Annotated in this window: 23 protein-coding genes; 9 read left to right on the top strand and 14 right to left on the bottom strand. The window is 66.9% G+C overall.

Annotation, left to right across the window (positions count from 1 at the left end):
- Positions 1–34: 34 nt before the first annotated feature.
- The gene (locus tag BST40_RS07340; RefSeq protein WP_083153891.1) at positions 35–889 is read left to right on the top strand and encodes a cyclodehydratase; all 855 of its coding nucleotides are present in this window, start codon (positions 35–37) and stop codon (positions 887–889) included.
- Between the two features lie 17 nt (positions 890–906).
- On the opposite strand, the gene BST40_RS28910 is transcribed toward BST40_RS07340, so the two are convergent.
- Positions 907–1,080, bottom strand: a complete 174-nt coding sequence (locus BST40_RS28910) for a hypothetical protein (RefSeq protein ID WP_023371764.1) — start codon at positions 1,078–1,080, stop codon at positions 907–909.
- 223 nt (positions 1,081–1,303) lie between these two features.
- Here BST40_RS28910 and BST40_RS07335 point away from each other — a divergent pair, with 223 nt between their 5' ends.
- The gene (locus BST40_RS07335; RefSeq protein ID WP_075548931.1) at positions 1,304–2,647 is read left to right on the top strand and encodes a macrolide-binding ATPase MABP-1; all 1,344 of its coding nucleotides are present in this window, start codon (positions 1,304–1,306) and stop codon (positions 2,645–2,647) included.
- Between the two features lie 104 nt (positions 2,648–2,751).
- Here BST40_RS07335 and BST40_RS07330 read toward each other — a convergent pair whose 3' ends face one another.
- Together BST40_RS07330 and BST40_RS07325 are read right to left on the bottom strand one after the other, a co-directional pair.
- Complete coding sequence (locus BST40_RS07330; protein WP_075548932.1) at positions 2,752–3,015, bottom strand: WhiB family transcriptional regulator; 264 nt, start codon at positions 3,013–3,015, stop codon at positions 2,752–2,754.
- A gap of 422 nt (positions 3,016–3,437) precedes the next feature.
- Entirely contained in the window at positions 3,438–5,537 is a 2,100-nt protein-coding gene (locus BST40_RS07325; protein WP_089025048.1) for an ATP-dependent DNA helicase UvrD2, read from the bottom strand.
- Between the two features lie 179 nt (positions 5,538–5,716).
- Here BST40_RS07325 and mrx1 point away from each other — a divergent pair, with 179 nt between their 5' ends.
- Both mrx1 and BST40_RS07315 read left to right on the top strand, forming a co-directional pair.
- Positions 5,717–5,971 carry a mycoredoxin Mrx1 gene (gene mrx1 / locus BST40_RS07320; RefSeq protein WP_075548910.1) on the top strand — a complete coding sequence of 85 codons (255 nt, stop codon included), beginning with the start codon at positions 5,717–5,719 and terminating at the stop codon, positions 5,969–5,971.
- 257 nt (positions 5,972–6,228) lie between these two features.
- Entirely contained in the window at positions 6,229–6,888 is a 660-nt protein-coding gene (locus tag BST40_RS07315) for a sensor domain-containing protein (protein ID WP_075548933.1), read from the top strand.
- A 15-nt stretch (positions 6,889–6,903) separates the two neighbouring features.
- Here BST40_RS07315 and nudC read toward each other — a convergent pair whose 3' ends face one another.
- From nudC to BST40_RS07285, 6 genes are all read right to left on the bottom strand, one after another.
- A complete protein-coding gene (gene nudC, locus BST40_RS07310) occupies positions 6,904–7,836 on the bottom strand; it encodes an NAD(+) diphosphatase (RefSeq protein WP_075548911.1) in 933 nt (310 codons plus the stop codon).
- Positions 7,836–8,906, bottom strand: coding sequence for a potassium channel family protein (locus BST40_RS07305; protein WP_083153877.1), 1,071 nt, complete (start codon positions 8,904–8,906; stop codon positions 7,836–7,838). The genes nudC and BST40_RS07305 overlap by 1 nt, the downstream gene beginning before the upstream one ends.
- 61 nt (positions 8,907–8,967) lie before the next feature.
- A complete protein-coding gene (locus tag BST40_RS07300) occupies positions 8,968–12,246 on the bottom strand; it encodes an ATP-dependent helicase (protein WP_240316595.1) in 3,279 nt (1,092 codons plus the stop codon).
- A complete protein-coding gene (locus tag BST40_RS07295; protein WP_089025042.1) occupies positions 12,243–15,398 on the bottom strand; it encodes an ATP-dependent helicase in 3,156 nt (1,051 codons plus the stop codon). Before BST40_RS07295 ends, BST40_RS07300 begins: the two co-directional genes overlap by 4 nt.
- Before the next feature lie 134 nt (positions 15,399–15,532).
- Positions 15,533–15,850, bottom strand: a complete 318-nt coding sequence (locus tag BST40_RS07290; protein ID WP_075548914.1) for a J domain-containing protein — start codon at positions 15,848–15,850, stop codon at positions 15,533–15,535.
- A 268-nt stretch (positions 15,851–16,118) separates the two neighbouring features.
- Complete coding sequence (locus BST40_RS07285; protein ID WP_075548297.1) at positions 16,119–16,541, bottom strand: Hsp20/alpha crystallin family protein; 423 nt, start codon at positions 16,539–16,541, stop codon at positions 16,119–16,121.
- Positions 16,542–16,953: 412 nt separating this feature from the next.
- On the opposite strand from BST40_RS07285, the gene BST40_RS07280 reads away from it, so the two are divergent.
- The 3 genes from BST40_RS07280 (at position 16,954) to BST40_RS07270 (ending at position 18,340) form a co-directional block, all read left to right on the top strand.
- A complete protein-coding gene (locus tag BST40_RS07280) occupies positions 16,954–17,163 on the top strand; it encodes a hypothetical protein (RefSeq protein ID WP_075548298.1) in 210 nt (69 codons plus the stop codon).
- A 71-nt stretch (positions 17,164–17,234) separates the two neighbouring features.
- Complete coding sequence (locus tag BST40_RS07275; RefSeq protein ID WP_075548299.1) at positions 17,235–18,035, top strand: alpha/beta fold hydrolase; 801 nt, start codon at positions 17,235–17,237, stop codon at positions 18,033–18,035.
- Complete coding sequence (locus tag BST40_RS07270; protein ID WP_075548300.1) at positions 18,023–18,340, top strand: MGMT family protein; 318 nt, start codon at positions 18,023–18,025, stop codon at positions 18,338–18,340. Before BST40_RS07275 ends, BST40_RS07270 begins: the two co-directional genes overlap by 13 nt.
- On the opposite strand, the gene BST40_RS07265 is transcribed toward BST40_RS07270, so the two are convergent.
- From BST40_RS07265 to BST40_RS07255, 3 genes are all read right to left on the bottom strand, one after another.
- Positions 18,329–19,183, bottom strand: coding sequence for a TIGR02569 family protein (locus tag BST40_RS07265; protein WP_023371734.1), 855 nt, complete (start codon positions 19,181–19,183; stop codon positions 18,329–18,331). The genes BST40_RS07270 and BST40_RS07265 overlap by 12 nt on opposite strands.
- 103 nt (positions 19,184–19,286) lie before the next feature.
- Positions 19,287–20,465 carry an adenylyltransferase/sulfurtransferase MoeZ gene (gene moeZ, locus BST40_RS07260; RefSeq protein ID WP_075548301.1) on the bottom strand — a complete coding sequence of 393 codons (1,179 nt, stop codon included), beginning with the start codon at positions 20,463–20,465 and terminating at the stop codon, positions 19,287–19,289.
- Positions 20,466–20,595: 130 nt separating this feature from the next.
- Positions 20,596–21,630 (bottom strand): DUF3152 domain-containing protein, encoded by a 1,035-nt coding sequence (locus BST40_RS07255; RefSeq protein ID WP_083153873.1) that lies wholly within the window; start codon positions 21,628–21,630, stop codon positions 20,596–20,598.
- 194 nt (positions 21,631–21,824) lie between these two features.
- On the opposite strand from BST40_RS07255, the gene fasR reads away from it, so the two are divergent.
- The gene (gene fasR, locus BST40_RS07250; protein ID WP_075548303.1) at positions 21,825–22,508 is read left to right on the top strand and encodes an HTH-type transcriptional activator FasR; all 684 of its coding nucleotides are present in this window, start codon (positions 21,825–21,827) and stop codon (positions 22,506–22,508) included.
- On the opposite strand, the gene BST40_RS07245 is transcribed toward fasR, so the two are convergent.
- The gene (locus tag BST40_RS07245) at positions 22,505–22,750 is read right to left on the bottom strand and encodes a DUF3107 domain-containing protein (RefSeq protein WP_075548304.1); all 246 of its coding nucleotides are present in this window, start codon (positions 22,748–22,750) and stop codon (positions 22,505–22,507) included. The two genes, fasR and BST40_RS07245, sit on opposite strands and share 4 nt — an antisense overlap.
- A 389-nt stretch (positions 22,751–23,139) precedes the next feature.
- Here BST40_RS07245 and BST40_RS07240 point away from each other — a divergent pair, with 389 nt between their 5' ends.
- Positions 23,140–23,718, top strand: coding sequence for a threonine AND proline RICH protein (locus BST40_RS07240; RefSeq protein ID WP_089025047.1), 579 nt, complete (start codon positions 23,140–23,142; stop codon positions 23,716–23,718).
- A 6-nt stretch (positions 23,719–23,724) separates the two neighbouring features.
- On the opposite strand, the gene BST40_RS07235 is transcribed toward BST40_RS07240, so the two are convergent.
- A complete protein-coding gene (locus BST40_RS07235) occupies positions 23,725–24,420 on the bottom strand; it encodes a ferritin-like fold-containing protein (RefSeq protein WP_075511060.1) in 696 nt (231 codons plus the stop codon).
- Between the last annotated feature and the right edge of the window lie 84 nt (positions 24,421–24,504).

Genomic DNA, 24,504 nt, shown 5'->3' with positions numbered 1-24,504 from the left:
GCTAGCCGAGCCCGGCGTGGCACAGTTTCTGGTCATGCCGCAGGCAGTTCCCACCTTGTATTCGCTTGATCCGGCGATGCCGGTGCTCCTGCGGCCCGACGGCGCCGTGCAGGTGGGCTGGGATCCGCGCCGGGCCGTGCTGGTGCATCCACCCGGCGGCCTGAGCGCCTCGGCGGTGGCCGCGCTATTGCGGTCCATGCGCTCGCCGACACCGATCACCGAGCTGCAGCGCCAAGCCGTCAGCCAGGGATTGGTGGACGGCGAGGAGGTGGTGAACCTCGTCAGGCAATTGGTCAGCGCCGGCGTCGCCACCCACGGGCATCGAGGCTGCCCGGGCCGCGCGGCGTCGATCCGGATCCACGGGCGCGGACCGTTGTCGGACCTGCTGATGCAGGCGCTGCGCTGCTCGGGGGCCCGGGTCGGGCAGAGCAGCCAACCGCATGCCGCGGTCAGCAGCGGCACGGTGGATTTGGTGGTGTTGTCCGACTATCTGGTAGCCGATCCACGTTTGGTGCGCGATATGCACAACGAGGGCATTGCGCACCTGCTCGTTCGGGTTCGTGACGGCACCGGCCTGGTAGGACCGCTGGTTATCCCGGGCGTGACGAGCTGCCTACGCTGCGCCGATCTGCACCGCAGCGACGTGGACTGCGCCTGGCCGGCAATCGCTGCACAGCTGCGCGGCACCGTCGGAGTGGCTGACCGAGCGACGTTGCTGGCGACGGCCGCACTGGCCCTCAGCCAGGTCAACCGGGTGATCGCCGCGGTGGGCGGTGAACAAGCCGACCACGATCCGCCGTCGGCTCTCAACGCCACGCTGGAGTTCGACCTCAACGCCGGCTCCATTGTGGCGCGCCAATGGACCCGGCATCCGTTGTGCTCGTGCTGACGGTGGCGTGACGGGGTCTAACCGAGACGGCCCTGCTCCGGGACGTTCGTAGACACCGCCGCATAGGCTCTGGCCAAGTCGTCCAGCACGCCTTCGGTCAGGGTGCCGTCTTTGCGGTGCTTGTCTAGCGTTTCGATAATCGCCCTAAATAAGGCATCGGCGGTGTCGTGCTGGGTTTGCTTTGCTGACATGGCTTTGGCGGTCCACCCTCCGGATGTGGGGATCGATGCGTCACACCGTTGCGACCTGCAAGAGACTACATAGGCGCTGTGCCGGCGGCGATCCGAAAATGCACCCGCCATCCGGCGAGCCGAAGGCGAGATGGGCGCCGTCGGTCCGGTGCTCAGCGGCCCGGGCGCGCCGCACCCGCGCGGCCGGTTGATACCGGATCAATACCCGGTTGGCGCAACCGTCATGGATGATGGGTATGTGTCAGACATCAAACGCGGCCGCGCCGCGCGAAACGCCAAGCTGGCCAGCATTCCGGTCGGCATGGCCGGCCGGGCGGCGCTTGGCTTCGGCAAACGGCTGACCGGCAAGTCGAAAGACGAGGTCAACGCCGAGCTGATGGAGAAGGCCGCCAACCAGTTGTTCACCGTCCTGGGCGAGCTCAAAGGCGGGGCGATGAAAGTCGGCCAGGCGTTGTCGGTGATGGAAGCAGCCATCCCCGAGCAGTTCGGCGAGCCCTATCGCGATGCGCTGACCAAGCTGCAGAAGGATGCCCCGCCGCTGCCCGCGGCCAAGGTCCACCGGGTGCTCGACGCACAGCTGGGCACGAAGTGGCGTGAACGGTTCAGTTCGTTCGATGACACCCCGGTTGCCTCGGCCAGCATCGGCCAAGTGCACAAGGCGGTGTGGTCCGACGGCCGCGAAGTGGCCGTCAAGATTCAGTACCCGGGTGCCGACGAGGCCCTGCGGGCCGACCTGAAGACCATGCAACGCATGGTCGGCGTGCTCAAACAGCTCTCGCCGGGCGCCGATGTTCAAGGTGTCGTCGACGAACTGATCGAACGCACCGAGATGGAGCTCGACTACCGGTTGGAGGCCGACAACCAGCGGGCCTTTGCCAAGGCGTACCACGACCACCCACACTTCGCGGTGCCGCGGGTGGTGGCCAGCGCACCCAAGGTGGTGATCCAGGAATGGATCGACGGCGTGCCCATGTCGGCGATCATCCGAAACGGCAACCAAGAACAGCGCGACCTGATCGGGACCCGCCTGATAGAGCTCACCTTCGACGCCCCACGCCGGCTCGGGATGCTGCACGGTGACGCCCACCCCGGGAACTTCATGCTGCTGCCGGACGGCCGAATGGGCGTCATCGACTTCGGCGCCGTAGCACCACTACCCGGCGGCTACCCCGTCGAGCTGGGAATGACGATCCGGCTGGCCCGCGACAAGAATTACGACCTGCTGTTGCCGACCATGGAGAAGGCCGGCTTCATCCAGCAGGGCCAGCAGGTCTCGGTCCGGGAGATCGACGAGATGCTGCGCCAGTACGTCGAACCCATCGAAGTCGACGTCTTCCACTACACCCGCAAGTGGCTGCAGCGGATGACCGTGAGTCAGTTCGACCGATCGGTGGCGCAGATCAAGGTGGCGCGGCAAATGGACCTGCCGGCCAAGCTGGCGATTCCGATGCGGGTCATTGCCTCGGTGGCCGCGATCCTCTGCCAGCTGGATGCGCATGTGCCGATCAAGTCACTGACCGAGGAGCTGATTCCCGGCTTCGCCGAGCCCGATACGGCCGTGGTCTGATACGCGGTCGAGCGGGGAAACCGGCGGCGGTCGTGCGCTTCGCCGAGTGGCGTCGATGTCTCCACAAAGCTGGGCCCGGCTCTCGGCGAGCCGGGCCCGGCCTGCTAAGCGGCGACCTTGCGCGGACGCCCCCGCGGACGCTTGCGGCTCACGATCGCGCCGCGCTCGAAAATCTCGCCGCCCCAGACGCCCCATGGCTCGGCACGTTCCAGCGCGGCCGCCAAGCATTCGCGCCGCACCGGGCAGCCGGTACACAGCGTTTTTGCGCGCTCGAGATCAGCTGGGGTGTCGGCGAACCATAGGTCGGGATTACCCACATGGCATGGCAACGCCGGCAGCCGATTTTTGGGGACTGTCAGTGCTGACATGTTCTGGCTCACCTGCTTCCTGGTCTTGGGGCTGTCTTTCGAAGGTGATCCGGACCAGGTGAGGGAGGTTGCCCCCCAACAAGTTTGGCCACGGATCCTGGTGACTTGGGTCCGTGGCCATTCGGCAAATCTGGGGCTGCTACGCAGTGTCTACGTTGAGCTCCGATCCACGGACGCGTCGGTCGCGGCGGCGACGCGGTGCTTAGCCGCTGCCGCCGGTGCGGCGGCATGAGGGGTTGCCGCGGTTGACGCCGGGGCAGCCACGCCCACACCGAACATGTTGATGTCGAGCATCGTGGCCACCCTCCTCTCGTACCGTTTGCCGATTTGCCAGCCTTCAACGCCGGCAGCGAAGTGCGTTTCGAGGGTAATCGGTCACGGCCGCCAATCACAACCGATTTTCTGACCTGCGGTTTCGTTGCTCAGCGAGCCTGCCTGACCATGTCGAGCACGTCGGCTCCGTACTGTTCCAGCTTTCGGGCACCGATACCCGGAATGGCGATGAGCGCCTCGTCGTCGTCGGGGCGCATCTCGGCGATGGCGATGAGGGTGTTGTCGGTGAAGACGACGTAGGCCGGCACGTTCTGTTCCTTGGCGATGTTCAGCCGCCACGACTTCAGCTGCAGCAGCAACCCCTCGTCAACGTCGCCTGCGCATGTTTCACATCGCCGCAGCATGACGGCCGCCGGGGTGGTCAGCTCCTTGTTGCAGACCCGGCAGCGGGCGGAGGCCCGGTTGCGACGGGCTTTGCCCGGCCCCGGTTCGGCACGCGTCTGCGGCGCAATGCCGTTGAGGAACCGCGACGGCTTACGGCTCTGGCGACCGCCCGGCGCCCGAGCCAGCGCCCAGCTGAGGGCCAAATGCACTCGGGCCCTGGTGATTCCGACATAGAGCAGGCGACGCTCTTCCTCGACCGGCTCACTGTCGGGACCGTGCGCCAGCGCGTGCGAGATGGGTAAGGTGCCGTCGGCCAATCCGACCAGAAACACCGCATCCCACTCCAGGCCCTTGGCCGCATGCAGCGACGCCAGGGTGACGCCCTGCACCACCGGCGGATGCCGGGCGTCGGCTCGGGCCCGAAGCTCGGACAACAGTCCCTGAAGCTGTAAATGCGGACGCTGCGCCACCTCGTCGTCGACCAGTTGCGCCAATGCAGTAAGTCCCTCCCAGCGTTCCCGGGCGCGCGCACCCACCGGCTCGTGTGCCGTCAACCCCAGCGGTTCCAGAACGCCGCGGACCGCGTCGGCCAATGCAGCGTCGGTACCCCGTTCGGCGGCACGCTGCAACGCGACCAGCGCCTGCTTGATCTCCTGACGGTCGAAGAACCCCTCCCCGCCGCGTACCTGGTAGGCGATTCCCGCTTCGGTCAGCGCTTCCTCGTAGACCTCCGACTGTGCATTGACCCGGTACAGAATCGCGATTTCCGAAGGCGCAGTACCGGCTTCGATCAGCCGGCCGATCGACGCCGTCACCGCGGCGGCCTCGGCGGGCTCGTCGGGATACTCCTGGAACGACGGGACGGGACCGGGCTCACGCTGGCCGGATAACCGCAACTTGCTGCCCGCGACCCGGCCCCGCGCGGCTTCGATCACCCGATTGGCCAGCGACACCACCTGCGGAGTGGACCGGTAGTCACGCTCTAGGCGCACCACCGTGGCGTCGGGGAACCTGCGGGAGAAGTCGAGCAGGAAGCGAGGGGAGGCTCCGGTGAACGAGTAGATGGTCTGATTCGCGTCGCCGACGACGGTCAGATCGTCGCGATCCCCCAACCACGCCGACAGCACCCGCTGCTGCAGCGGTGTGACGTCCTGGTATTCATCGACGACGAAGCAGCGGTAGCGATCCCGGAACTCCTCGGCCACCGCGGCGTCATTTTCGATAGCGGCCGCGGTGTGCAGCAGCAGATCGTCGAAATCGAGCAGGGTGACGCTGTCGTCGCGGACTTTGAGGGATTCGTATTCGGAGTAGACCGCCGCGATGTGTGCCGCGTCCAACGGGGTGTCCCGGCGCACGGCCGCCACCGCGCTCGGGTAATCCTCGGGGCCGATCAGCGAGGCTTTGGCCCACTCGATCTCGCCGGCGAGATCCCGGACGTCATCGGTGCTGGCCTGAAGCCTGGTGCGGCTGGCCGCGCGGGCCACGACGGCGAACTTGGTGTCCAGCAACTGCCAGCCGATGTCACCGACCACGCGTGGCCAGAAGTACCGCAGCTGGCGATGCGCCGCCGCGTGAAAGGTCAGCGTCTGCACCGCGCCGACGCCCGAACCGACCTGCGCGGCGGCGCCCAGTGTGCGCAACCGGGCGCGCATCTCCCCCGCCGCACGCTGGGTGAACGTCACGGCCAGTACCTGACCGGCAGCCACATGACCACTGCTGACCAGCCGGGCGATCCGGTGCGTGATGGTGCGCGTCTTCCCGGTTCCGGCTCCGGCGAGCACGCAGACCGGTCCGCGTGGAGCCAATACGGCTTGGCGCTGCTGGTCGTCCAGTGCGGCGGTCAGTGCGTCGGCGACCATCGGCATAGCGTCCATCTTGGCAGCGGCGGCCGACAAGCCGGGCGTTTCGACGCGCCGCGGCCTGCGTCGTCGCCGGTGCCGCCTGCCCCCCAAGGCTGCCCGGGTAAACCGGCGATGCCCTCGCTTCTGCCCATCCCACGGCCCCCTCCATGACCCGGATGGCCGCCGGGCTACGTTTACCAGCTATGACCAACGCTGCGCTCACCATCTACACGACGTCATGGTGTGGCTACTGTTTCCGGCTCAAGACGGCGCTCAAGACAGAGGGGATCACGTACGACGAGGTCGACATCGAGCACGACGGCGCGGCCGCGGAGTTTGTCGCCTCGGTCAACGGCGGCAACAGGACGGTCCCGACGGTCAGGTTTGCCGACGGCTCAACGCTGACCAACCCGAGCGCACACGTGGTCAAAGCCAAGCTGGCAGAAGTCGGCGGCTGAGGCGGCCCGGTGTCGGCCGTTCACCCAGGGCCAAGACACGGCCCGTCGCCTGGGCAAAGGTGCCCAACAAGAGGTCCGGTCGCCCGTACGATAAAAGTTACGGCGTCGACCTCCGGGCACAACTCGCCGGCACCATAAGCGCCACCCAACGGCGGACGGCGGTCCGCAGAAAACGGCTATCAACGATGAGGCCAACCGGCTCAACCCGCTCGAGCGTGACATATCTGGCGCTGCGGCTGACGCGGCACGCGGCAGATATTCGCGCCGCCCTTGCCGGCACGGGCAAGTCACTGTTCATCATCTGCACTGCGCTACTCGTGATCACGGCATGCTCGCACAAGGGCACATCAGCGAAGCCGAGCACCGCCACCGCCGCCACGCCGCAATCGGGTGCCGATGCGTTGATCATCAGCATCGAAGAGGTACGGCGTATCGCCAATTACGAGGAACTGACCGCACATTCACACGCGGACTTGCGGCATCCGCCACCAGGCGACCTGAACGCGCCGGGCCCCTGCCGGGCGGCCGGGACCAGTGATCTCACCTTCGCCAGCGGCTGGATAGAGTTCCGGAGTGCCGGCTACAGCGGCGTCACCGACGAAATTCGCCCCGGCGGCATGGCTTTGGTGGATTCGGTCAGTCAAGCCGTTGCCATCTACCCGGACGCGCATGCAGCGCGCGCAGCGCTCGACCAGCTGGAAGCTTCGCTGAACGCGTGCATGGCATTACATGACCCCAAGTACACGTTCAACGTGGACAAGCCGGACCCTGCCACGTTGCGGATCACCGACCAAGGCTGGAGCCATCTGTATCGCGTCAAGAATGCGGTGTTGATGTCTGTCGGCGTATTGGGCATCGAACCGGCTGAACGGATCGCCAATACCGTGCTTGACGCGATCTGCGATCGCGTCACGTAGTTCGATCGCGGCAGTTCAATCGCGCGCCGCCGCCCAGGATTCGATGATGATCCGGGCGATCGAGACGGACCCCGGTAGCCGCAATGCCGACTCCGATGCGGCGGTTGTCCAGTCGCCCGCGTCCAGCGCCGCACGCACTTCGTCGCGGGTGAACCAGCCGGCCTCGGCGATCTCGCCGTCGTGGAATGAGAAATCTTGATCCGGGTCAGCTACGGCATGGAAGCCCACCATCAGCGAGCGCGGGAACGGCCAGGGTTGGCTGCCCAGGTAGCGCACATCACGGACGGTCAGACCGATTTCCTCACGAATCTCGCGGGCCACGCATACCTCGAACGATTCACCCGCCTCGACGAAGCCCGCCAGCAGAGAGAACATCCGCGGCGGCCATGCCGCTTGGCGGGCCAATACCGCGCGATCACCGCCGTCGTGAACCAGGCAGATCACCGCCGCGTCGATACGGGGAAACTCCTCGCGACCGGTGATCAGGCTGACCCGTGACCATCCGGCCCTGGCGGGTTTGGTCGGGGTGCCGTCGACGGGGCTGAATCGCGCGGTGTCATGCCAGTTCAATAACGCCAACGCCGACGACACCAATTGGCTGCTGGTGTCATCGAAGATCTTGCCGAGCCTGCGAAGGTCCACTACATCGACCTCCACCCCCTCGGGGGGCTCCAGTTCGCCCCTGATCGCCCAGACGTGGCGATCGCCCTCGATGCGACCCAGGAACACCGCCTCCGGCGGTGGCTTGTCGCCCAGCGCGGCCGCCGAACCCAGCACCGCTCGGCCATCGGCAACCAGGACCTGGTTGCGCGAATCCACCCGCAGTAGCGCCGCATCGGCCCAGCCGGCAGCCGCGGCGTCGACATCGGTCCGCAAGTGGTCGGCTCGGTCCGCGCCGATACGCGACAGGAATGGAACGTCCCGCAGCCGGAAGTCGACGATCGCCACTAGTGCCCCGTGTTGCGGACGTAGACGAGACGGTCGTCGGCCTCGATGGCGTCCACCTCGGGCATTCCGATACGCAATAGGTGTCCGTTGCGGACGACGCCTAGCACTATGTCTCCCAGATGCCGCGGAGAACCGCCGACTTCGCTCGCCTCCACCTCGCGTTCGGCAATCGCCAGCCCGGTATCCGGCGTCAACAGATCCTCGATCATCTGCACAACGCTGGGAGTGGTGGTGGCAAGGCCAAGCAATCGGCCCGCCGTCTCCGAGGAAACCACCACCGAGTCCGCCCCCGATTGCTCGAGCAGATGCTGGTTTTCGGCCTCCCGGATGGAAGCCACGATCTTGGCCTTGGGCGAGATCTCGCGGGCGGTCAAAGTCACCAGCGCCGCCGTGTCGTCACGGCTCGCGGCAACGATGATCGAGGCCGCATGCTGAGCACCGGCCAACCGCAGCACGTCGGATTTGGTGGCGTCGCCATATACGGTGACCAACCCCGCCGCCGCCGCGCGGTCCAGGGCCGCCCGGTCGGTGTCGACGACGACAATCTCACCTGGGACCACCTCGTCACCGAGCATCGCGGTAATCGCCGTTTTGCCTTTGGTCCCATAGCCGATGACGACGGTGTGGTTGCGCACTCTGTTCCTCCAACGCTGGATCTTCAGTGCTTGCCGGGACGTCTCCGTGACCACCTCGAGCGTCGTCCCGACCAACAGGATCAGGAACGCGATGCGCAGCGGCGTGATGATCAAGACGTTGGTCGCGCGCGCGAATTCGGAAATGGGCGTGATGTCGCCATAACCGGTCGTCGACAACGTCACCGCCGAGTAATACAGGCAATCCAGGAACGTCAGTTCGTCGCCCTGTGAGTCGTGGTATCCGTCCCGATCGACGTAGACGGTAATGGCGCCGACCAACAACGCCGCCAGGGCAATCGCCACTCGGCGGGTAATGATGCGCGCGGGACTGGCCCGACCCGAAGGAATGCGCAACACGCCGACGAGTGCGTAACTCGGCTGGACCGTCAACCTCTCGTCGAGACGCCTCAGCCGCCGCCAACTACCTTTTGCCACGGGAATCCGTCATCGGCTGATCCCAAAGCACGACACAGGCACGAGACACATGTAACCACGATCAGGTGTCGCAAGGGTGAGCGGAGTCAGCCAGCAGCGCAGCCAACGCCGCACCGTCGGGCAACTCATCGGGAACAACGGTGATGCCACTGCGGACGTAGTAGAACGCGGTGCGTACCGATGACTCCGAGCAGCCGAGCAGCGCTGCCCATGCCAGCCGGTAGACGGCCAACTGGACGGCGGCCTGCCGCCTGGCTTCCGGCCCGCGTGGCGGCTCACCGGTCTTCCAGTCAACCACGGTGACGCCGCCGTCGGGGTCGGCGAACACCGCATCAATGCGGCCGCGAACCACGGTGTTGCCGATCGGCATCTCGAACGGCACTTCTACCGCGATCGGGGTGCGAGCAGCCCAGGGCGATGCGGTGAACGCCGCTCGCAGTTTGGCCAACTCCTCGGCGTTGCTTGCGTCGGAGTCGGCGGCACCCGGAAGGTCACCGAGATCGAACAGCAATTCGACTCCGTAGAACTGCTGGACCCAGGAGTGAAAGGCGTTGCCCAGCAATGCCTGCGGATCCGGACGCGACGGCAGACGGTGGGCTAGCCGCTGCCGTGCCTTGGCAGGATCGCGGCCCAGCTCCACCAGACCGCTGACCGACAATTGGCCCGGCAGCTCGCGGGCCGGCGGTTGCACCGTGCGCGCACGTTCGGCCAGTAGCGCATCGACGTCATGGGTCCACCCCTCGGCGTCAGCGTCCCCGGCGCCGACCACTTCGGCCGCTGTCGCCTCAGCCACCAGCCGGGCCCCGCGTTCCACGTCAGAGCGCCGCGCGCCCAGCGGCTCGGCTGGCCAGACTGCTTGGATAACATTGTCCCGCAACGGGTTAGGCTCACCTTCAGCCGGTGCGGGAGCCCACTGGTCGATAGTCCCGCACGGCTCGCCGGCCGTAATCGAGTGATCGATGATGTCTTTGACTTCGCAGAGGAATTCCGACGGCCCGCACGGCTTGACCCCGGTAGCGCCCCAGTGGTGACCCGATATCAGCAGGGTGTCCTCGGCACGAGTGACTCCCACATATAGCAACCGGCGCTCCTCATCGACACGTCGCTGATCGAGCTGATGACGGTGCTCGGAGATCTTGTCCGCCAGCTGTTTTCGATTGGTCACCGCCGAGGTGTCGAGGACCGGGATACCGAGCACCCCGGTCGAGGCGCGGTCGCCGCGCAGCAGTGGCGGTAGCTCACCGGGGTCGGTTAACCAGGTGCTTCGCGACGCGGTTGACGGGAAAACGCCACCCGACAGGTGGGCAACCGCCACGACCTGCCACTCCAAGCCCTTTGCGGCATGCACGGTCAGCACCTGCACCCTGTCGCGGGCAACCGCGGGCTGCGCGGGGGGCAGGCCGTTTTCCACTTCTGCGGCCACGTCCAAGTAGGCCAGCAGACCAGCCACCGACGCGTGTGCCGGCACTTCCGTGGTCGACGGGGTAGCCCGCTCGGCGTATTTCGCTACCACGTCGGCGAAGGCGTCGAGATGCTCGGTGCCGGACCACTGTGCGGCAGCGCCGGATTTGGCGCGGGCTTCGCAATCGACGCCCAGCACGCGGCGCACCTCGGCAACCAGATCCGGTAGGCAATGGCCGAGTTGCGCACGCAGCAGGTTCAGTTCGCCGGCCAGCGCCACGATGCGCCGGTAGCCTGCCACCGAGTAGCAGTCGGCCGGACCCGGGTCGCTGATCGCGTCGGCCAGACAGGGGGTGTCGCTGTCAGGGCCGGCTGCCGCCGCAATCGACTCGGGCGAAGATTCGTTGGGGCCGCCCGCCAGGGCCAGTGCGCGCCGCCACAACGCTGCCAGGTCCCGGCCACCGAGCCGCCAGCGGGGACCGGTCAGCACCTGCATCGCCGCGGCTCCAGCCGTCGGCTCGGCCACCACGCGCAGCATGGCCACCACGTCGGCGACCTCTGGAATGGACAACAGGCCGGCCAGCCCAACCACTTCGACCGGGATCCCGCGAGCACGCAGTGCATCGGCGATGGGTGCCGCGTCAGCGTTGCGGCGCACCAGAACGGCTGAGGTAGGCGGGCCGACCCCATCGACCCGAGCCCGCAAGTAGTGCCGCTGAAGATGGTCGGCAATCCAGTCACGTTCGGCCTGCACATCGGGGAGCAGTGCGCAGCGAACGGTCCCGGGCGGGGCGTCCGGACGTGCCCGCAATGCCCGCACCGCGACCGATCTCCGGCGCGCCTCTGCAGATATGGCGTTTGCCAGGTGCAGCGCTCGCGGCGGGTTACGCCAACTGGTCCGCAGCTCCAGAATCGGCGCTGGTGTGCCGTCGGAGAGGGGGAAGTCGGTGGTGAAGCGTGGCAGGTTCGTCGCCGAGGCACCGCGCCAGCCGTAGATCGACTGGATCGGGTCCCCGACCGCCGTGAGCGCCAGCCCGTCGTCGACTCCGCCGCCGAACAACGACGACAAGGCGACCCGCTGGGAATGGCCGGTGTCTTGGTACTCGTCGAGCAACACCACCCGGAATTGGTTCCGCAGTTCGCGACCGACCTGCGGGAACGACGCCGCCAGCCGCGCGGCAGACGCCATCTGCAACCCGAAGTCCATCACCTTCCCGGCCCGCATGCGTTCGAGCAACGCATCCAGCAATGGCACCAACTCGGCGCGCTCATTCTGGGTGGCCAGCATCCGCAGCAACCACTGGCTGGGGCCGCGGTCGCGCTGATAGGGACCCGCCGGCAGGGTGTGCACCAGTCGTTCCAGCTCAACGTGGGTGTAGCGGAGTTGCCCGGTGTCCACCAGGTGCTCAGCGAGCTGGCTCCATAACCGCAGCACCATCGCCGTGACCGCCGCCGGGGTCTTCTGGGTATGCAACTCACCGCGATATCCGTTGACCACCTCGAACGCCAGCTGCCACAGCTCTGACTCGGTAACCAACCTGGTGTCGGGCTCGACGGGCAGCAGCAATCCGTAGTCACGCAGCAACGACCCGGCGAACGCGTGGTACGTGCTGACCACCGGAGTGGCCGCGGATTCGCACGCCGCCGCGCCGGGTTCCAGCCCGGCCAACCGCGCCAGTCGAGACCGGACGCGGCGCAGCAGTTGGCCGGCGGCCTTACGCGTGAACGTCAGGCCCAACACCTGGCCGGGTTCGGCGTAGCCGTTGGCGATCAACCACACCACCCGCGCCGCCATCGTCTCGGTCTTGCCGGCTCCGGCCCCGGCGATGACCACCAGTGGGCCCGGCGGCGCGGCGATCACGGCCGCCTGCTCCTCCGTGGGCGGGAAAAGCCCCAGCGCACAAGCTAATTCGGCGGGGCTGTAGCGGGCATTTTTCACAGCGGTGACCTGTCGGTGTGTGCCGGGCAAAACGGCCGGATCGGGCAGTTCGTGCAACCGTCGTTGCGTCGGGCGATGAACTGCGGCCCGGCCATCGCCTCGGCGGCCTGCCGCACCAGAGCGCGCCATCGATCACGAATGGCCGGCGTCAACGGATCCTGCTCGCGTTCGGCAGCGCCGGTCGTCCCGCACTTCCCGGGATAGACCAGACGCGCACCACCGGGCTCGTCGCCTGCGGGCACCATCCCTTCGGCGACCGCCAGCTGATACATCGCCAGCTGCGCATGCTGTTGGCCATCGTCCTTGCTCACCGGCGTCTTGCCGGTTTTGACGTCGACGATCACCAGCCGACCCGCACCGTCGCGTTCGAGCCGATCGACGCGGCCGCGCAGCCGGATCTTTCCGCCGTCGTCGCGGCGGGTCCGCAGGACGCCGTCCACCTCGACCTCGACGCCGACCTCGGTCAACTCACCACGGGTACGCGCCCGCCACTCGACAAACGACTGGATCATCGCGCGGTGCCGGGCAAGCTCATTGGACGAATACCAGCTCGCGTCGAAGGGCAACCGCTGCCACACCCGGTCCAACTCGGCCAGTAGTTGAGCTTCACTGCGGCCCGGACCGGCGATCAGCGCGTGCAGCACCGAACCAACGGTGGAGCGCAGCTCACGCGGCTTGGCTCCGCCGTGGCGTTCGGTCAGCCACCGTAACGGGCACTCGCTCAGCGTCTGCAGGCTCGACGGGGTCAACGAGACGACATCCCCACTGCCGTACAGCGGTTCACTGGTGCTCACCGGGATCAGCCCGTGCCACCCTTCCGGGTCGGCCCCTGCCACACCGGCCTTGGCCAACCGCGCCAATTGCGTTGCCGCACATGCCCGTGCAGCGTCATCGACCGTGCCGTCTGGTGCACACACGACAGCCCGTAACCGACCCACCACCGCCGCGGCCGACAGGACACGCGGTGCCGGCTCCGGCTGCGCCGCCGCTGGTTCGCCGCCACAATCAGCCAACCGGGCGATCTCGAAAAAGAATGCCGACGGTAGCGCCGGTTCCCGGCCGCCTCCGTCGGCGTCGTTGTCGACGGCTGTCACCAGCAACCGGCGCCGGGCCCGACCCATGGCGGCCACCAAGAGCCGGCGTTCCTCGGCCAGCAGCGGCGCCCGGGCAGAGGCGTTTTGGGTGACGCCGTCGAGCTCATCAAGCAACCGCTGGGTAGCCAACACGCCACCACGCGGAATTGTGTTGGGCCACAGCCCTTCCTGCAGTCCCGCGATGATAACGAGATCCCATTCGTGCCCCAGGGCGGCGTGCGCGCTGAGCAGCGTCACCTGTTCTGCCTGCGATACCGGCTCGGCGGTGACGGGCGGCAGCTGCAGAGCCGTGACATGCTCGATGAGTCCGCGCAGCGACGCACCCGAGGTTCGGGCGACGTACTGGTCGGTGATGTCGAATAAGGCGGTCACCGCTTCCAGATCCCGCGTGGCCTGGACACCCGCCGAGCCGCCGCGCTCGCTGGCTGCCAGCCAGCGACTTTGAAGACCTGAGCGGTCCCACGCCGCCCACAGCGTGTATCGCGGATCTTGACCCTGACGGTGACACCGTTCGGCCGCGGCGAGCACGGCACGCACTCGCCGCAGTGGGCCGGCCTGCGGACCTGAGAACTGCGGGCGCGATTCGGCTTCGGGGGAAAGTATTTGTGCCAGTACGTCACCGAAATCACCCGATGAATCGCCGGACCGGCCGCGCTGCAGCGTCCGCCGCAGCTGGCGAAGCGAAACCGGGTCGACGCGGCCGATGGGCCCGGTGAGCAGCGCCAATGCCCGCTCTCCGGTGAGCCCGTCGGCGGTCGCGGCCAAAACCGTGAGCAGCGCAGCCGAGGCGGGCTCCGCCGACAACGACCCGCCGATCGCCGGCATGGCCACCGGAACTCCGGCCGCTGCCAGCGCCCGGGGCAGCCGCGCGGCGGCCCGCGGCACCGACCTGACGATCACCGCCATCTGCGACCACGGCACCCCGTCGATCGCATGGGCTCGTCGCAGCGTATCGGCAATCATCGCGGCTTCGGCATGCGCCGAGGCGGCCAGCCGCACGGCAACCGAACCGCCCTGTTCCCCGATGCCGTCGATCTGCTTTCCGGCGCTGCCACCGGGCAACCGTCGGGTGATGCCACTGACGGCACGCGCCACCGCGGGCGCACAGCGATGCGACACCGTCAAGGTCACTAAGCGTCCGTCTTCGACAGCCCCGCCCAATAACCCGGCGGGCTCGCCGCCGCGGAAACCGAATACCGCCTGGTTCGGGTCACCCGCCACCACGGCACGTTCGGTGCCCGCGGCCAGCGCCCGGACCAGCCGGGCTGCCTGCGGATCGAGTTGCTGAGCATCGTCGACCAGCAGCAGCCGGACCCGGGCGCGCTCGGCTGCCAGTAGTCCCGGATCGACCGCGAAGGCTTCCAATGCCGCCCCGACGAGTTCGGCGGCCGCCAATGCCCGTGCCGTCGCTTGTGGCACCGCCATCCCGGCCGCCGAGCGCAGCAACATCACCTGCTCGTATTGGCGGGCGAACCGGCCGGCGGCAATCCATTCCGGGCGGCCGCAGCGCTGGCCGAGCCGCTCCAGCTCCGAGGGGTCTACGCCGCGTTCGAAACAGCGTGCCAACAGATTTCGCAATTCGTTGGCGAATCCCGCGGTGCTCAGCGCCGGCCACAGATGCTGCGGCCAGGCGGATTGGGAGGCCGCTGCGTCCTCGAGGTCGCCGGCTAGCAGCTCGCGGATGATCGCATCCTGTTCGGCACTGGTGAGCAGGCGCGGCGGCCCGTCTCCGGTACGCTCCGCGTTGCGTCGCAATAGCGCATAGGCGTAGCCGTGGACGGTACGCACCAGCGGCTCGCGGACCGCGGACCGGCCGGATCCAATCCTGCTCGACCGCAGCAACGCCGACGTCAACGCGCTACGTGCGCGCATCCCCAGCCGCCCTGAGCCGGTAAGCAGCAGAACCGATTCCGGATCGGCACCCGCGGCGATATGCGCAACCGCGGCCTCGACCAGCAGGCTGCTCTTACCGGTCCCCGGGCCGCCCAGCACGCGCATCGGCCCGCGCATTCCCGGCACCAGCAGCTCGCGCGCCTCGGCACCCCAGCTCAATGACATAGCCGACATAGCCGCATGCAACCACGAGGGTCTGACAATCTCCGGCGGCCAGAGCCGGCGAAGCCCCTCGGGGGGTTCGATCTCAACTGCTCGAGCGGCCCCAACGGCGATCGAACGCGGCCTGCAGCCGGCCGTCACCGATGCCAGCGCACTGGCCCCGCCCACAACGCCGCACCGACGTGGGCAGAGTCATTGCGCCTGACCGCGATTCGAGCCGTCGGCCGGTGTTTGCGGACGCGAGCGACCGCGCGGTCGTAGTCGTTGCGCAGCTGCGGATCGCGCAACACGCGGTAAGCCGACAGGACTTGCCGCAGCCGTTCGTCGGCGCCCGAGTCCGGTTCGCCGGACCGCAAGTCCGGGTGGCACCAGCGCAATAGGCGCCGGTAGGCATGGGTTATCTCGGCCTGCGTCGCCGTGGGCGAAACGCCGAGGACTGCGTACGGGTCAATCATCGAGTAGCACCGCGCCTTTCGTACGTGTGGGGGGGTGGCGGGGGGATGGGGGCGGGCCGGCGGGGGCGCGCCCACTTCTACCGGCACCCTCCGCGCAGCCTCACCTCAACCACGTTGGGTGGCAATGCGCTGCGGTTACGGACTCAGTCGCGCGTCGATTGTGGCGACAGACGGCACGGAGGGCCGCAAGCGTCAAACAGATTTCAATCCGGCGTCATCACCTCCTCGTCGAGATCCGTTGCAACCAAAAGTGGGAAACCGAGCACCGTCAGGCATTGATCGGTGTGCGCTCCCCGTTGTGGCTGATCTCGATGCGGCGTGGCTTGGCCTGTTCCGCGATCGGAATGGTCAGGCGCAACACGCCGTCGTGGTAGCTGGCCCCGATTCTGTCGGTGTCGAGGGTGTCGCCCAGGAACAGCTGCCGGCTGAAGACGCCGCGTGGCCGTTCGGCCGCGACCACATCTCGCTCGCGGTCAAGACCGGGGCGCTCTGCGCGCACCGTGAGCACATTGCGTTCGACGTCGAGGTCGAGCGAGTCAGGGTCCACGCCCGGCAGGTCGAATTCGACGATGAACTGGTCTTCTTCTCGCCAGGCATCCATCGGCATAACGGCCGGGCGCGCCGGAGTGCCCAGCACTTGCTCGGTCCAGCGGTCGAATGCACGGAATGGATCTGAACGCATCAACATCATATTTCGCCTCCTAGCCGCAACGATTATCTATGTTGATGGTCATAGGTTCTATCTACCACCTCGACCGGCCGCGCGCAAGCATCCCAACGGAAATTTTTCCGATTCAGTAGCCGCAGCCGTTATCGATCCTCCTGGCGTACACCGTATTTCAGCGACGCCGCACTCCAATGCGGCGAGCCGCCACCGAGTGGCCCCGCGACAACGACGGGCCCGAAGCGATAGGGCATCACAGCCAACCGATGAGCAGATGGCACAATGCAGGTAACTGGTCGGCACTGTTCCTAATGGTTGATCGGGAAGCTCTGGAAGACTCAGCGAGAAGCCGCCAACACGCAGTGGCCGTGCGACAAACCCGGACTGCGGGCCAACGAGGCCGGCCAGCAGCCGGAGAGCTATAGCAGGAGTATCGATTATGGGCAATGCCGACGGGGTAGGTCCGCAGGATCAGATTCCCGAAGCGGACGCGGCGGAGCAGCACCGCACCGTCGATTTCGACGACGAAGCGGGGTTGGACACCGCCTACCTCAGCGATGCCGCGGATCGCGAAGCCAACGAAGCCGACGTGATCGATCAGGCCTACATCGTTCCGGTATCGGACGACGACGCGGACCTCGACCGCTAGCGCGCAGCCGATCTAGCCGCCCACGAGCCCCTTCGACGGCCCGCGGCGACCTGACCTGGCACCATCGACACGTGACTGCCGACCTCCACGTCCACCGCTACGGGCCGTCCGGCCCTGTCCAGGTACTGACGATTCACGGAGTCACCGAACATGGGCAGTGCTGGGAACTATTGGCCAACCATTTGCCCGAGGCCGCCATCGCCGCGCCTGATCTGTTGGGTCACGGCAGGTCATCGTGGGCGGCCCCGTGGACCATCGATGCCAATGTGTCGGCGCTGGCAGCACTGCTCGATGAACAGGGCGCCGGACCGGTTGTGGTGGTCGGACACTCGTTCGGCGGTGCTGTCGCGTTGTGGCTGTCGGTGGTCCGTCCGGATCTGGTAGCAGCGCTTGTGTTGCTCGATCCGGCCGTCGGTCTGGATGGATCGCGGGTACGCGAGGTGGTCGATGGGATGGTGGCGTTCCCCGATTACCCCCACCCGGCCGCGGCGCGCGCGGAGAAGGCGACCGGAGCCTGGGCCGATGTGGACCCCGCCGTGCTCGACGCCGAACTCGCGGAGCACCTCGTCGCCTTACCGAGCGGACGGTATGGCTGGCGGATGAGTCTGCCGGCAATGGTGTGTTATTGGAGCGAGCTCGCTCGGGACATCGTGCTGCCTGCAGCCGGAATCCCGACAACGCTGGTGCGTGCGGGGCGAGCTGATCCGCGCTATGTCAGCGACGAGCTCGTCGCCGCCCTCCGTCAACGGCTGGGAACCGATCTGGTGCTGCATGAATTCGACTGTGGACACATGGTGCCTCAAGCCAAGCCCGCTGAGGTTGCCGCGCTGATCCGCCAACGCCTGGCAACACCCTCGTCATGGCACCGGTGACCGACGAGCAAATCGAGCGGGTGCGCGCCCTGGTTGCCGCCATACCGCCCGGTAGGGTCGCGACCTACGGTGACATCGCCTCGGTGGCTGGACTTTCCAGTCCGCGCATCGTCGGCTGGATCATGCGGACCGACTCCGCGGATTTGCCCTGGCACCGGGTGATCACCGCCTCCGGACGCCCGGCGCGGCACCTGACCACGCGGCAATTGGAGCTGTTGCGTGCCGAAGGTGTGCTCAGCACCGACGGCAGAGTCCCGCTGGGTCAGGTGCGTTACGAGTTCCCACCTGGGCTGTCAGAGCATTAGCCGGACCAGCGCCGCAGTGCGGGCCAGACCGGGAAACGCCTCCGCCGTGGAACGCGGGTGCAGCGCATGCACCGCTAGCCGAAACATCAACGCGCGCAATAACATCTGTGGCCATTCCGGCAGCGCGCTCCACCGCTCGATGAGTCCGTCATCGGCCTCTCCCCACGACAGCGCATCGACGACGACCACCCCGGCCGCCCACGACGCGGGCCGCCAGTACGGCGTGATATCGGTGATCCCGGGTGCCGCTGCTCCCACGAAAAGCACTGTGCCGTACAGATCCCCGTGCACCACCTGGTTGGGGCTCCTGGTGGGTTTGCGCAGTGTGGCAAGTTGATTGATCAGATCGATCGATCGCTCGGCATCCGCTGTCGGCGAGGACGACCGGGCACCGGGCGGAATGGACTGCAGCGGCCGCTCCTCCCATGCCGCGCGGTCGGCGGCGATGAAGACGTCTACTTCCGCCCACGGCGTCGTGGGCCCCTGGGTCAGGAAGCGCGGCCGTTCCAACTTGCTGGTGGCCTCGTGCAGGCGTACCGCCGCCGAGACGACTTCATCGTGTCGGGCCTCAGGAGTGCCGGCGACGAAAGTGTCTGCCCGCCAGCCGGAAACCACGTACCGGCCGTCGGTCGAGCGAACCGGCCGGGCCAACCGGACCCCGTCGACAAACAACGTTTCGCGCACCCGCGCGGACCAAGCCGCGCGGGCATGGTCGGCCACCATGGACAACACCACTTCGCCACACCGCCAGCCACCTTCCCAGCTGGAACCCAACGAGGCGGGCTGCACACCGGTCAAACCAAACGCCGCCAGTACGTGCTCGGGCGGTGGCTCGACACTCACACGGGTCAGCCTAGTCGGGCGACCCAGCGGGTCGACACGACCCGCTGAGAGCCCGACAAATGGGGTTCACTACCGGCCGTCTGGCCCAGCGGTAGGATCCGGCTCAGTACATCACCATGTCGGGCTGCATTTGCCGGGCCCACGCCACGATTCCGCCCTGCAGGTGGACCGCATCGGAGAAACCCGCCTTCTTCAGCGCGGCCAATGCCTCGGCCGAACGCACACCCGTCTTGCAGTAGAGCACCGGCATCCGGTCCTGGGGCAGCCTGGCCAGACCCTCACCCGATTTGATGGATGACTGCGGGATCAGTGTCGCTCCGTCGATGTGCACGATGTCCCACTCCACACGCTCGCGGACATCGATCAGCGCCAGCTTCTTGCCGGAATCCATCAGCGCACGCAATTCCCGCGGAGTGATCGTCGATCCGCTGGCCGCGTGCGCGGCATCGTCGGAAACCACGCCGCAGAATTGTTCGTAGTCGACCAGCTCGGTGATCTTGGGCGTCGACGGGTCTTTGCGGATCCTGATCGTGCGGTAGGTCATCTCCAGCGCGTCGTAGATCATCAGCCGGCCCAACAGTGTCTCCCCAAGCCCGGTGATCAGCTTGACCGCTTCTGTCCCCATCACCGACGCAATCGAGGCGCAGATGATGCCCAACACGCCGCCTTCTGCACAGGAGGGCACCATGCCGGGCGGCGGCGGCTCCGGGTAAAGGTCACGGTAGTTGAGCCCCAGCCCGTTGGGCGCATCCTCCCAGAACACCGACACCTGGCCCTCGAAGCGGTAGATGGAACCCCAGACGTACGGTTTGCCGGCCAGGATCGCGGCGTCGTTGACCAGATACCGAGTGGCAAAGTTGTCGGTGCCGTCGAGAATCAGGTCGTACTGCCCGAACAGCTCGACGGCGTTGCCGGGCTCGAGCCGGTACTCGTGCAGTTGCACGTCGATCAACGGGTTAATCGCGACGATCGAGTCACGTGCCGACTGGGCCTTGGACCGTCCGATGTCGGCGACGCTATGAATGATCTGGCGCTGCAGGTTGGACTCGTCGACGACGTCAAAGTCGATGATGCCGATGGTGCCGACGCCCGCGGCAGCCAGATAAAGCAGCGCCGGTGAGCCGAGGCCGCCGGCCCCGATTACCAGCACCCGTGCGTTCTTGAGTCTCTTCTGCCCGTCGACACCCAGGTCGGGAATGATGAGATGGCGACTGTAACGGGCCACCTCTTCACGGCTCAGCGCCGGTGCGGGCTCAACTAGGGGCGGCAGCGATGTCGACACCGAACCTCTCCTCTGTGCAGGTTGTCAGGGCACTGTCAGGGCATCGTCTAGGACCCATCACAGCAGCTATCCGAACCGACGGCAATGAGATCAACACCCAGACGGGCGGTGTTGTTTCCCGGGCCCGTGGTCAGGCGATCGGGTATGGCCAGGGATTGAATCGGCAAGTCTTGCCGTCCGCCTTCACCCATTCGGGGTCGAACTTGGCTGCATCGTCGTCGGATGTGGAGAACGTCTGCTGCATCATCACCGGCGCCAGGCCGCCCTGCTTGTCACACGGCTCGTGACGCAGGTACCCGATGGCGTGGCCGACCTCGTGGTTGATCACGTACTGCCGGTAGGACCCGACATCGCCTTCGAACGGGACGGCTCCGCGGACCCAGCGAGCCTCGTTGATGAAAACACGTGCTTGCCGGTCCGCTCCGAAAGACGGGTTGTAACAGGAGGTCTCGAGCCGGAACTCGTAACCGCACCCTTCACGCACCGTCAGCGGTGACACCAGCGAAATGCGGAAGTCGGGCTTTGCCTTGTCGGTTCCATCGATCCGGACGAACGCAAATTGCGGATCGTGGGTCCAGCCTTTGGGATTGGCTAGCGTCTGGTCGATCATCTGGGCGAACGCGTTATCGCCGCCGTACATCGTCGGGTCCAGCCCGTTCTCGATCTCGACGGTGTACTTGAAGACCCTTGCCGTACCCTGCCCAACTTGCGGCCTGGTTCCCGGAACCACCCGCCATGACTTTTCGCCCCCTTCGGTGAACGGGCCACCATCGGGCAGTGTTCCGGCCGGCAGGTTGGCGTCGAATGCGGCCAGACCGCGCGGCGGCGTATCGATGATCGCCGTCCCCACCGACCCGATGGAGGGCGGGTCATGAATGGTGGCCGCCACCGCCGACTTGGGTGATGTCGTCCCCGTCACCGTCTGATAGACCACCACCGCGGTGAGGGCCATCAGGATCGGCAGCGCATACGCCCGCCAGCCGTAGGTCGACACGAACCGCCCGAGCCAGGTTTGTTTGCGCCATTGGCGCGGCCTGTCGCGGTCAACGCGCGGCCGTCCGGCGGCCTGCCCGAGCGGGTCACGCTGGGCCCGCAGCGGTTCACGCCACGGCTCGCGCAGCACCGGCACCCGAGCGGTGCTGCCCGGCGGGCGGGTGGACGTCATTTCCCCAGGATGGCACAGTCGGCCGTGACTGCCACCCCTGGCGCGCCCGAATACGCCCGCTCGACCCCTTCAACCAGCGTCGACGATGTCTGTTCGGATCGGAGGGCGCCTCGGGTAGTAATGTCTTGCGATAAACCGTGCGGGCGCGGGGATGGCAAGTTGCCCGCGAATCAGCACGATCAGATTGAGGACCGATGAGCGATCTCGCCAAAGCTGCACAACGGCGTGCCGTCAGATCGGCCGACCGGATGCGGCCGGTGGAGGTTCCGGCCCAGAACCGCAAAGGCAATCGGCTGCCCCGCGATGAGCGCCGTGGCCAGTTGCTTGTCGTGGCCAGCGACGTCTTTGTCGACCGCGGCTACCATGCCGCCGGCATGGACGAGATCGCCGACCGCGCTGGTGTCAGCAAGCCTGTTCTGTATCAGCACTTTTCGAGCAAGCTGGAACTGTATTTGGCGGTACTCAAGCGGCATGTGGACAATTTGGTGTGCGGCGTCCAGCAGGCGCTGCGCACCACCACCGACAACCGCGGGCGACTGCACGCGGCAGTGCAGGCATTCTTCGACTTCATCGATCACGACGGCCAGGGGTACCGGCTGATCTTCGAGAACGACTATGTCACTGAGCCCGAGGTCGCCGCTCAGGTGCGAGTAGCCACCGAATCATGCATCGACGCGGTGTTCGCCCTGATCAGTGAGGACTCGGGACTGGACCCACACCGCGCCCGGATGATCGCGGTGGGCTTGGTCGGCTTGAGCGTCGACTGTGCCCGGTACTGGCTGGATTCCGACCGGCCGATCTCAAAATCGGACGCCGTCGAAGGCACCGTGCAGTTCGCCTGGGGCGGTCTGTCGCACGTGCCGCTTGCCCGCTCCTAGTGCCGCGCGGCGTCTGCGCCGATTCCGAACCCAACCCGGCGGGCGTCGGCGACGCCGATTTCGACATAGGCGATCTTGGCGGCATCAATCAGGAACCGACGGCCCCGGTCGTCGCTGAGGCTCAGCAGACCCGAATCCTCACGCAGCGCTGCGGCGACGAGTTCTTCGACCTCATCGGGGGTCTGTGCACTGGCGAAGACCAGCTCGCGCGGACTGTCCGTGATACCGATCTTGACCTCCACGGGGGCCCCTTCCGTTGGTATTGAAGTCGCAGGCGTTTCAGCAGCAGGCTAGTAGACGCTGCCGGCGCCGCCCGTACCCCCAGCCCCTAGCGCCATCATCACGATTGGGTCTAACACGGCCCGACACGCCAACCGGCACCGACCGGTCATCGCGGGGCATCGATAACATCAGCCCCATCAGCAACATGTATCACACCCTGTACCAGGATTCTCGAGAGTCGCGAGACTCCCGCGACGCCCGGGGCTACCCGGACGAGGTAAACCATGCCGCCGAGGCCGACGATGACTACGGCTACGACGAGGACGGCTACGAGGACGGCGACTACGGCGAACTGGTCTGGTCGACCGAGAGCCGGTGGCGCCCCGTCGCCGCCATCCTCGGCGTGGTGGTGGCGCTCGGCGCCGTCGCGACCGCAGTCATCATCAACAGCGGCGACAGCGCCACGACAAAAGCGACGGTGGGAGCGCCGGTGGGAGCGCCAACGCCCAGGACGGTGGTCTCCACCACGCCGCGGTCGACGGCCCCGCCCGGCACGTCATCGAGTCCCCCGCCGAGTACCAGCGCACGGCCCGGTACGTCGGGGCCGCAACTTGCCCCCGAGACCGTCACCACGGTGACGATTCCCAGCGCTGCGCCGACGCGAATCCCGACCGCCGCGCCGCCGCAGCCGGGCACACCGCCGTCGGCCGCGCTGAGTCCCCGCGCCGTCTTCTACAGCGTCACCGGGACCAAGCAACTCCTCGACATCGTCAACGTCGTCTACACCGACGAGCGGGGCTTTCCCGTCACCGAGTTCAATGTGGCGCTGCCGTGGACCAAGATGGTGGTGTTGAACCCCGGCGTGCAGACCGAGTCCGTGGTGGCGACCAGCATCTACAGCCGCCTCAACTGTGTGATCGTCAACGCCCAGGGTCAGCCGGTCGTGGCGTCGACCACCAACTCGATCCTGGCGACGTGCACTCGCTGACAGCGGTCAGGCCAGACCGAGTTCGCGCATCCGTTGGTCGTGTGTCTGCTGCAGACGCTCGAAGAAGGCGCTGAGTTGGCCCAGGCCACCGGAGCCAGCTACCACCAAGTCGACCAGCTCGTCGTGATCGGCCAGCAACAACTGAGCTTGCGTGATGGCCTCGCCCAGCAGGCGGCGTGACCACAGCGCGAGCCGGCTGCGCTGTTTGCCGCTGGCGGTGACCGCCGCACGTACCTCGGCGACCACAAACTGGGAGTGCCCGGTCTCGGCCAACGCCGCGCGCACCACATCGGCAACCTCATCCGGCAGTCCGTCGGCGATCTGCAGGTACAAGTCCGCGGCCAGCGCGTCACCGACGTAGGTCTTCACCAACGCTTCCAGCCACGTACTCGGCATCGTCAGCCGGTGGTAGTTCTCCAATGCCGACACGTACTTCGACATCGCCGGCACCACGTCGACACCGCGGCGTTCCAGCGCGTCGCGCAATAGCTCGTAGTGCGCCATTTCGGCGGCCGCGATGCTGGCCATCGAGATCCGCCCCTGCAGATTCGGCGCCATCCGCGCCTCGTCGGTCAGCCGGTAAAAGGCCGCCACCTCGCCATAGGCCAGCAGCGCGAACAACTCGTTGACGCCGGGATGGTCCGCCGGTAACCGTGGCCGGGTCGAATCGGCCACCTGATCGGCGGATGTGGGCGAAGTCATGGCAACACTCTAGTCGCCGGAACCACTCGCACACCGGTGGCAGTTGGCCAACCAGCTATCATGGGATTCGGTAGTGGCTGGATC

Origin of the sequence: Mycobacterium persicum (assembly GCF_002086675.1) — a bacterium.
Taxonomy (GTDB): domain Bacteria; phylum Actinomycetota; class Actinomycetes; order Mycobacteriales; family Mycobacteriaceae; genus Mycobacterium; species Mycobacterium persicum.
This window is presented reverse-complemented; position numbering and strand designations above follow the sequence as displayed.

What these genes read in the sequence shown, in the direction of transcription:
- BST40_RS07255 (WP_083153873.1), bottom strand. Translation starts at nt 21,630, where the DNA reads ATGACGTCCACCCGCCCGCCGGGCAGCACCGCTCGGGTGCCGGTGCTG.
- BST40_RS07340 (WP_083153891.1), top strand. Translation starts at nt 35, where the DNA reads ATGCCGCAGGCAGTTCCCACCTTGTATTCGCTTGATCCGGCGATGCCG.
- BST40_RS07235 (WP_075511060.1), bottom strand. Translation starts at nt 24,420, where the DNA reads ATGACTTCGCCCACATCCGCCGATCAGGTGGCCGATTCGACCCGGCCA.
- BST40_RS07330 (WP_075548932.1), bottom strand. Translation starts at nt 3,015, where the DNA reads ATGTCAGCACTGACAGTCCCCAAAAATCGGCTGCCGGCGTTGCCATGC.
- BST40_RS07270 (WP_075548300.1), top strand. Translation starts at nt 18,023, where the DNA reads ATGGCACCGGTGACCGACGAGCAAATCGAGCGGGTGCGCGCCCTGGTT.
- BST40_RS07295 (WP_089025042.1), bottom strand. Translation starts at nt 15,398, where the DNA reads ATGTCATTGAGCTGGGGTGCCGAGGCGCGCGAGCTGCTGGTGCCGGGA.
- BST40_RS07280 (WP_075548298.1), top strand. Translation starts at nt 16,954, where the DNA reads ATGGGCAATGCCGACGGGGTAGGTCCGCAGGATCAGATTCCCGAAGCG.
- BST40_RS07290 (WP_075548914.1), bottom strand. Translation starts at nt 15,850, where the DNA reads ATGATTGACCCGTACGCAGTCCTCGGCGTTTCGCCCACGGCGACGCAG.
- BST40_RS28910 (WP_023371764.1), bottom strand. Translation starts at nt 1,080, where the DNA reads ATGTCAGCAAAGCAAACCCAGCACGACACCGCCGATGCCTTATTTAGG.
- BST40_RS07335 (WP_075548931.1), top strand. Translation starts at nt 1,304, where the DNA reads ATGGATGATGGGTATGTGTCAGACATCAAACGCGGCCGCGCCGCGCGA.
- BST40_RS07325 (WP_089025048.1), bottom strand. Translation starts at nt 5,537, where the DNA reads ATGCCGATGGTCGCCGACGCACTGACCGCCGCACTGGACGACCAGCAG.
- fasR (WP_075548303.1), top strand. Translation starts at nt 21,825, where the DNA reads ATGAGCGATCTCGCCAAAGCTGCACAACGGCGTGCCGTCAGATCGGCC.
- BST40_RS07285 (WP_075548297.1), bottom strand. Translation starts at nt 16,541, where the DNA reads ATGATGTTGATGCGTTCAGATCCATTCCGTGCATTCGACCGCTGGACC.
- mrx1 (WP_075548910.1), top strand. Translation starts at nt 5,717, where the DNA reads ATGACCAACGCTGCGCTCACCATCTACACGACGTCATGGTGTGGCTAC.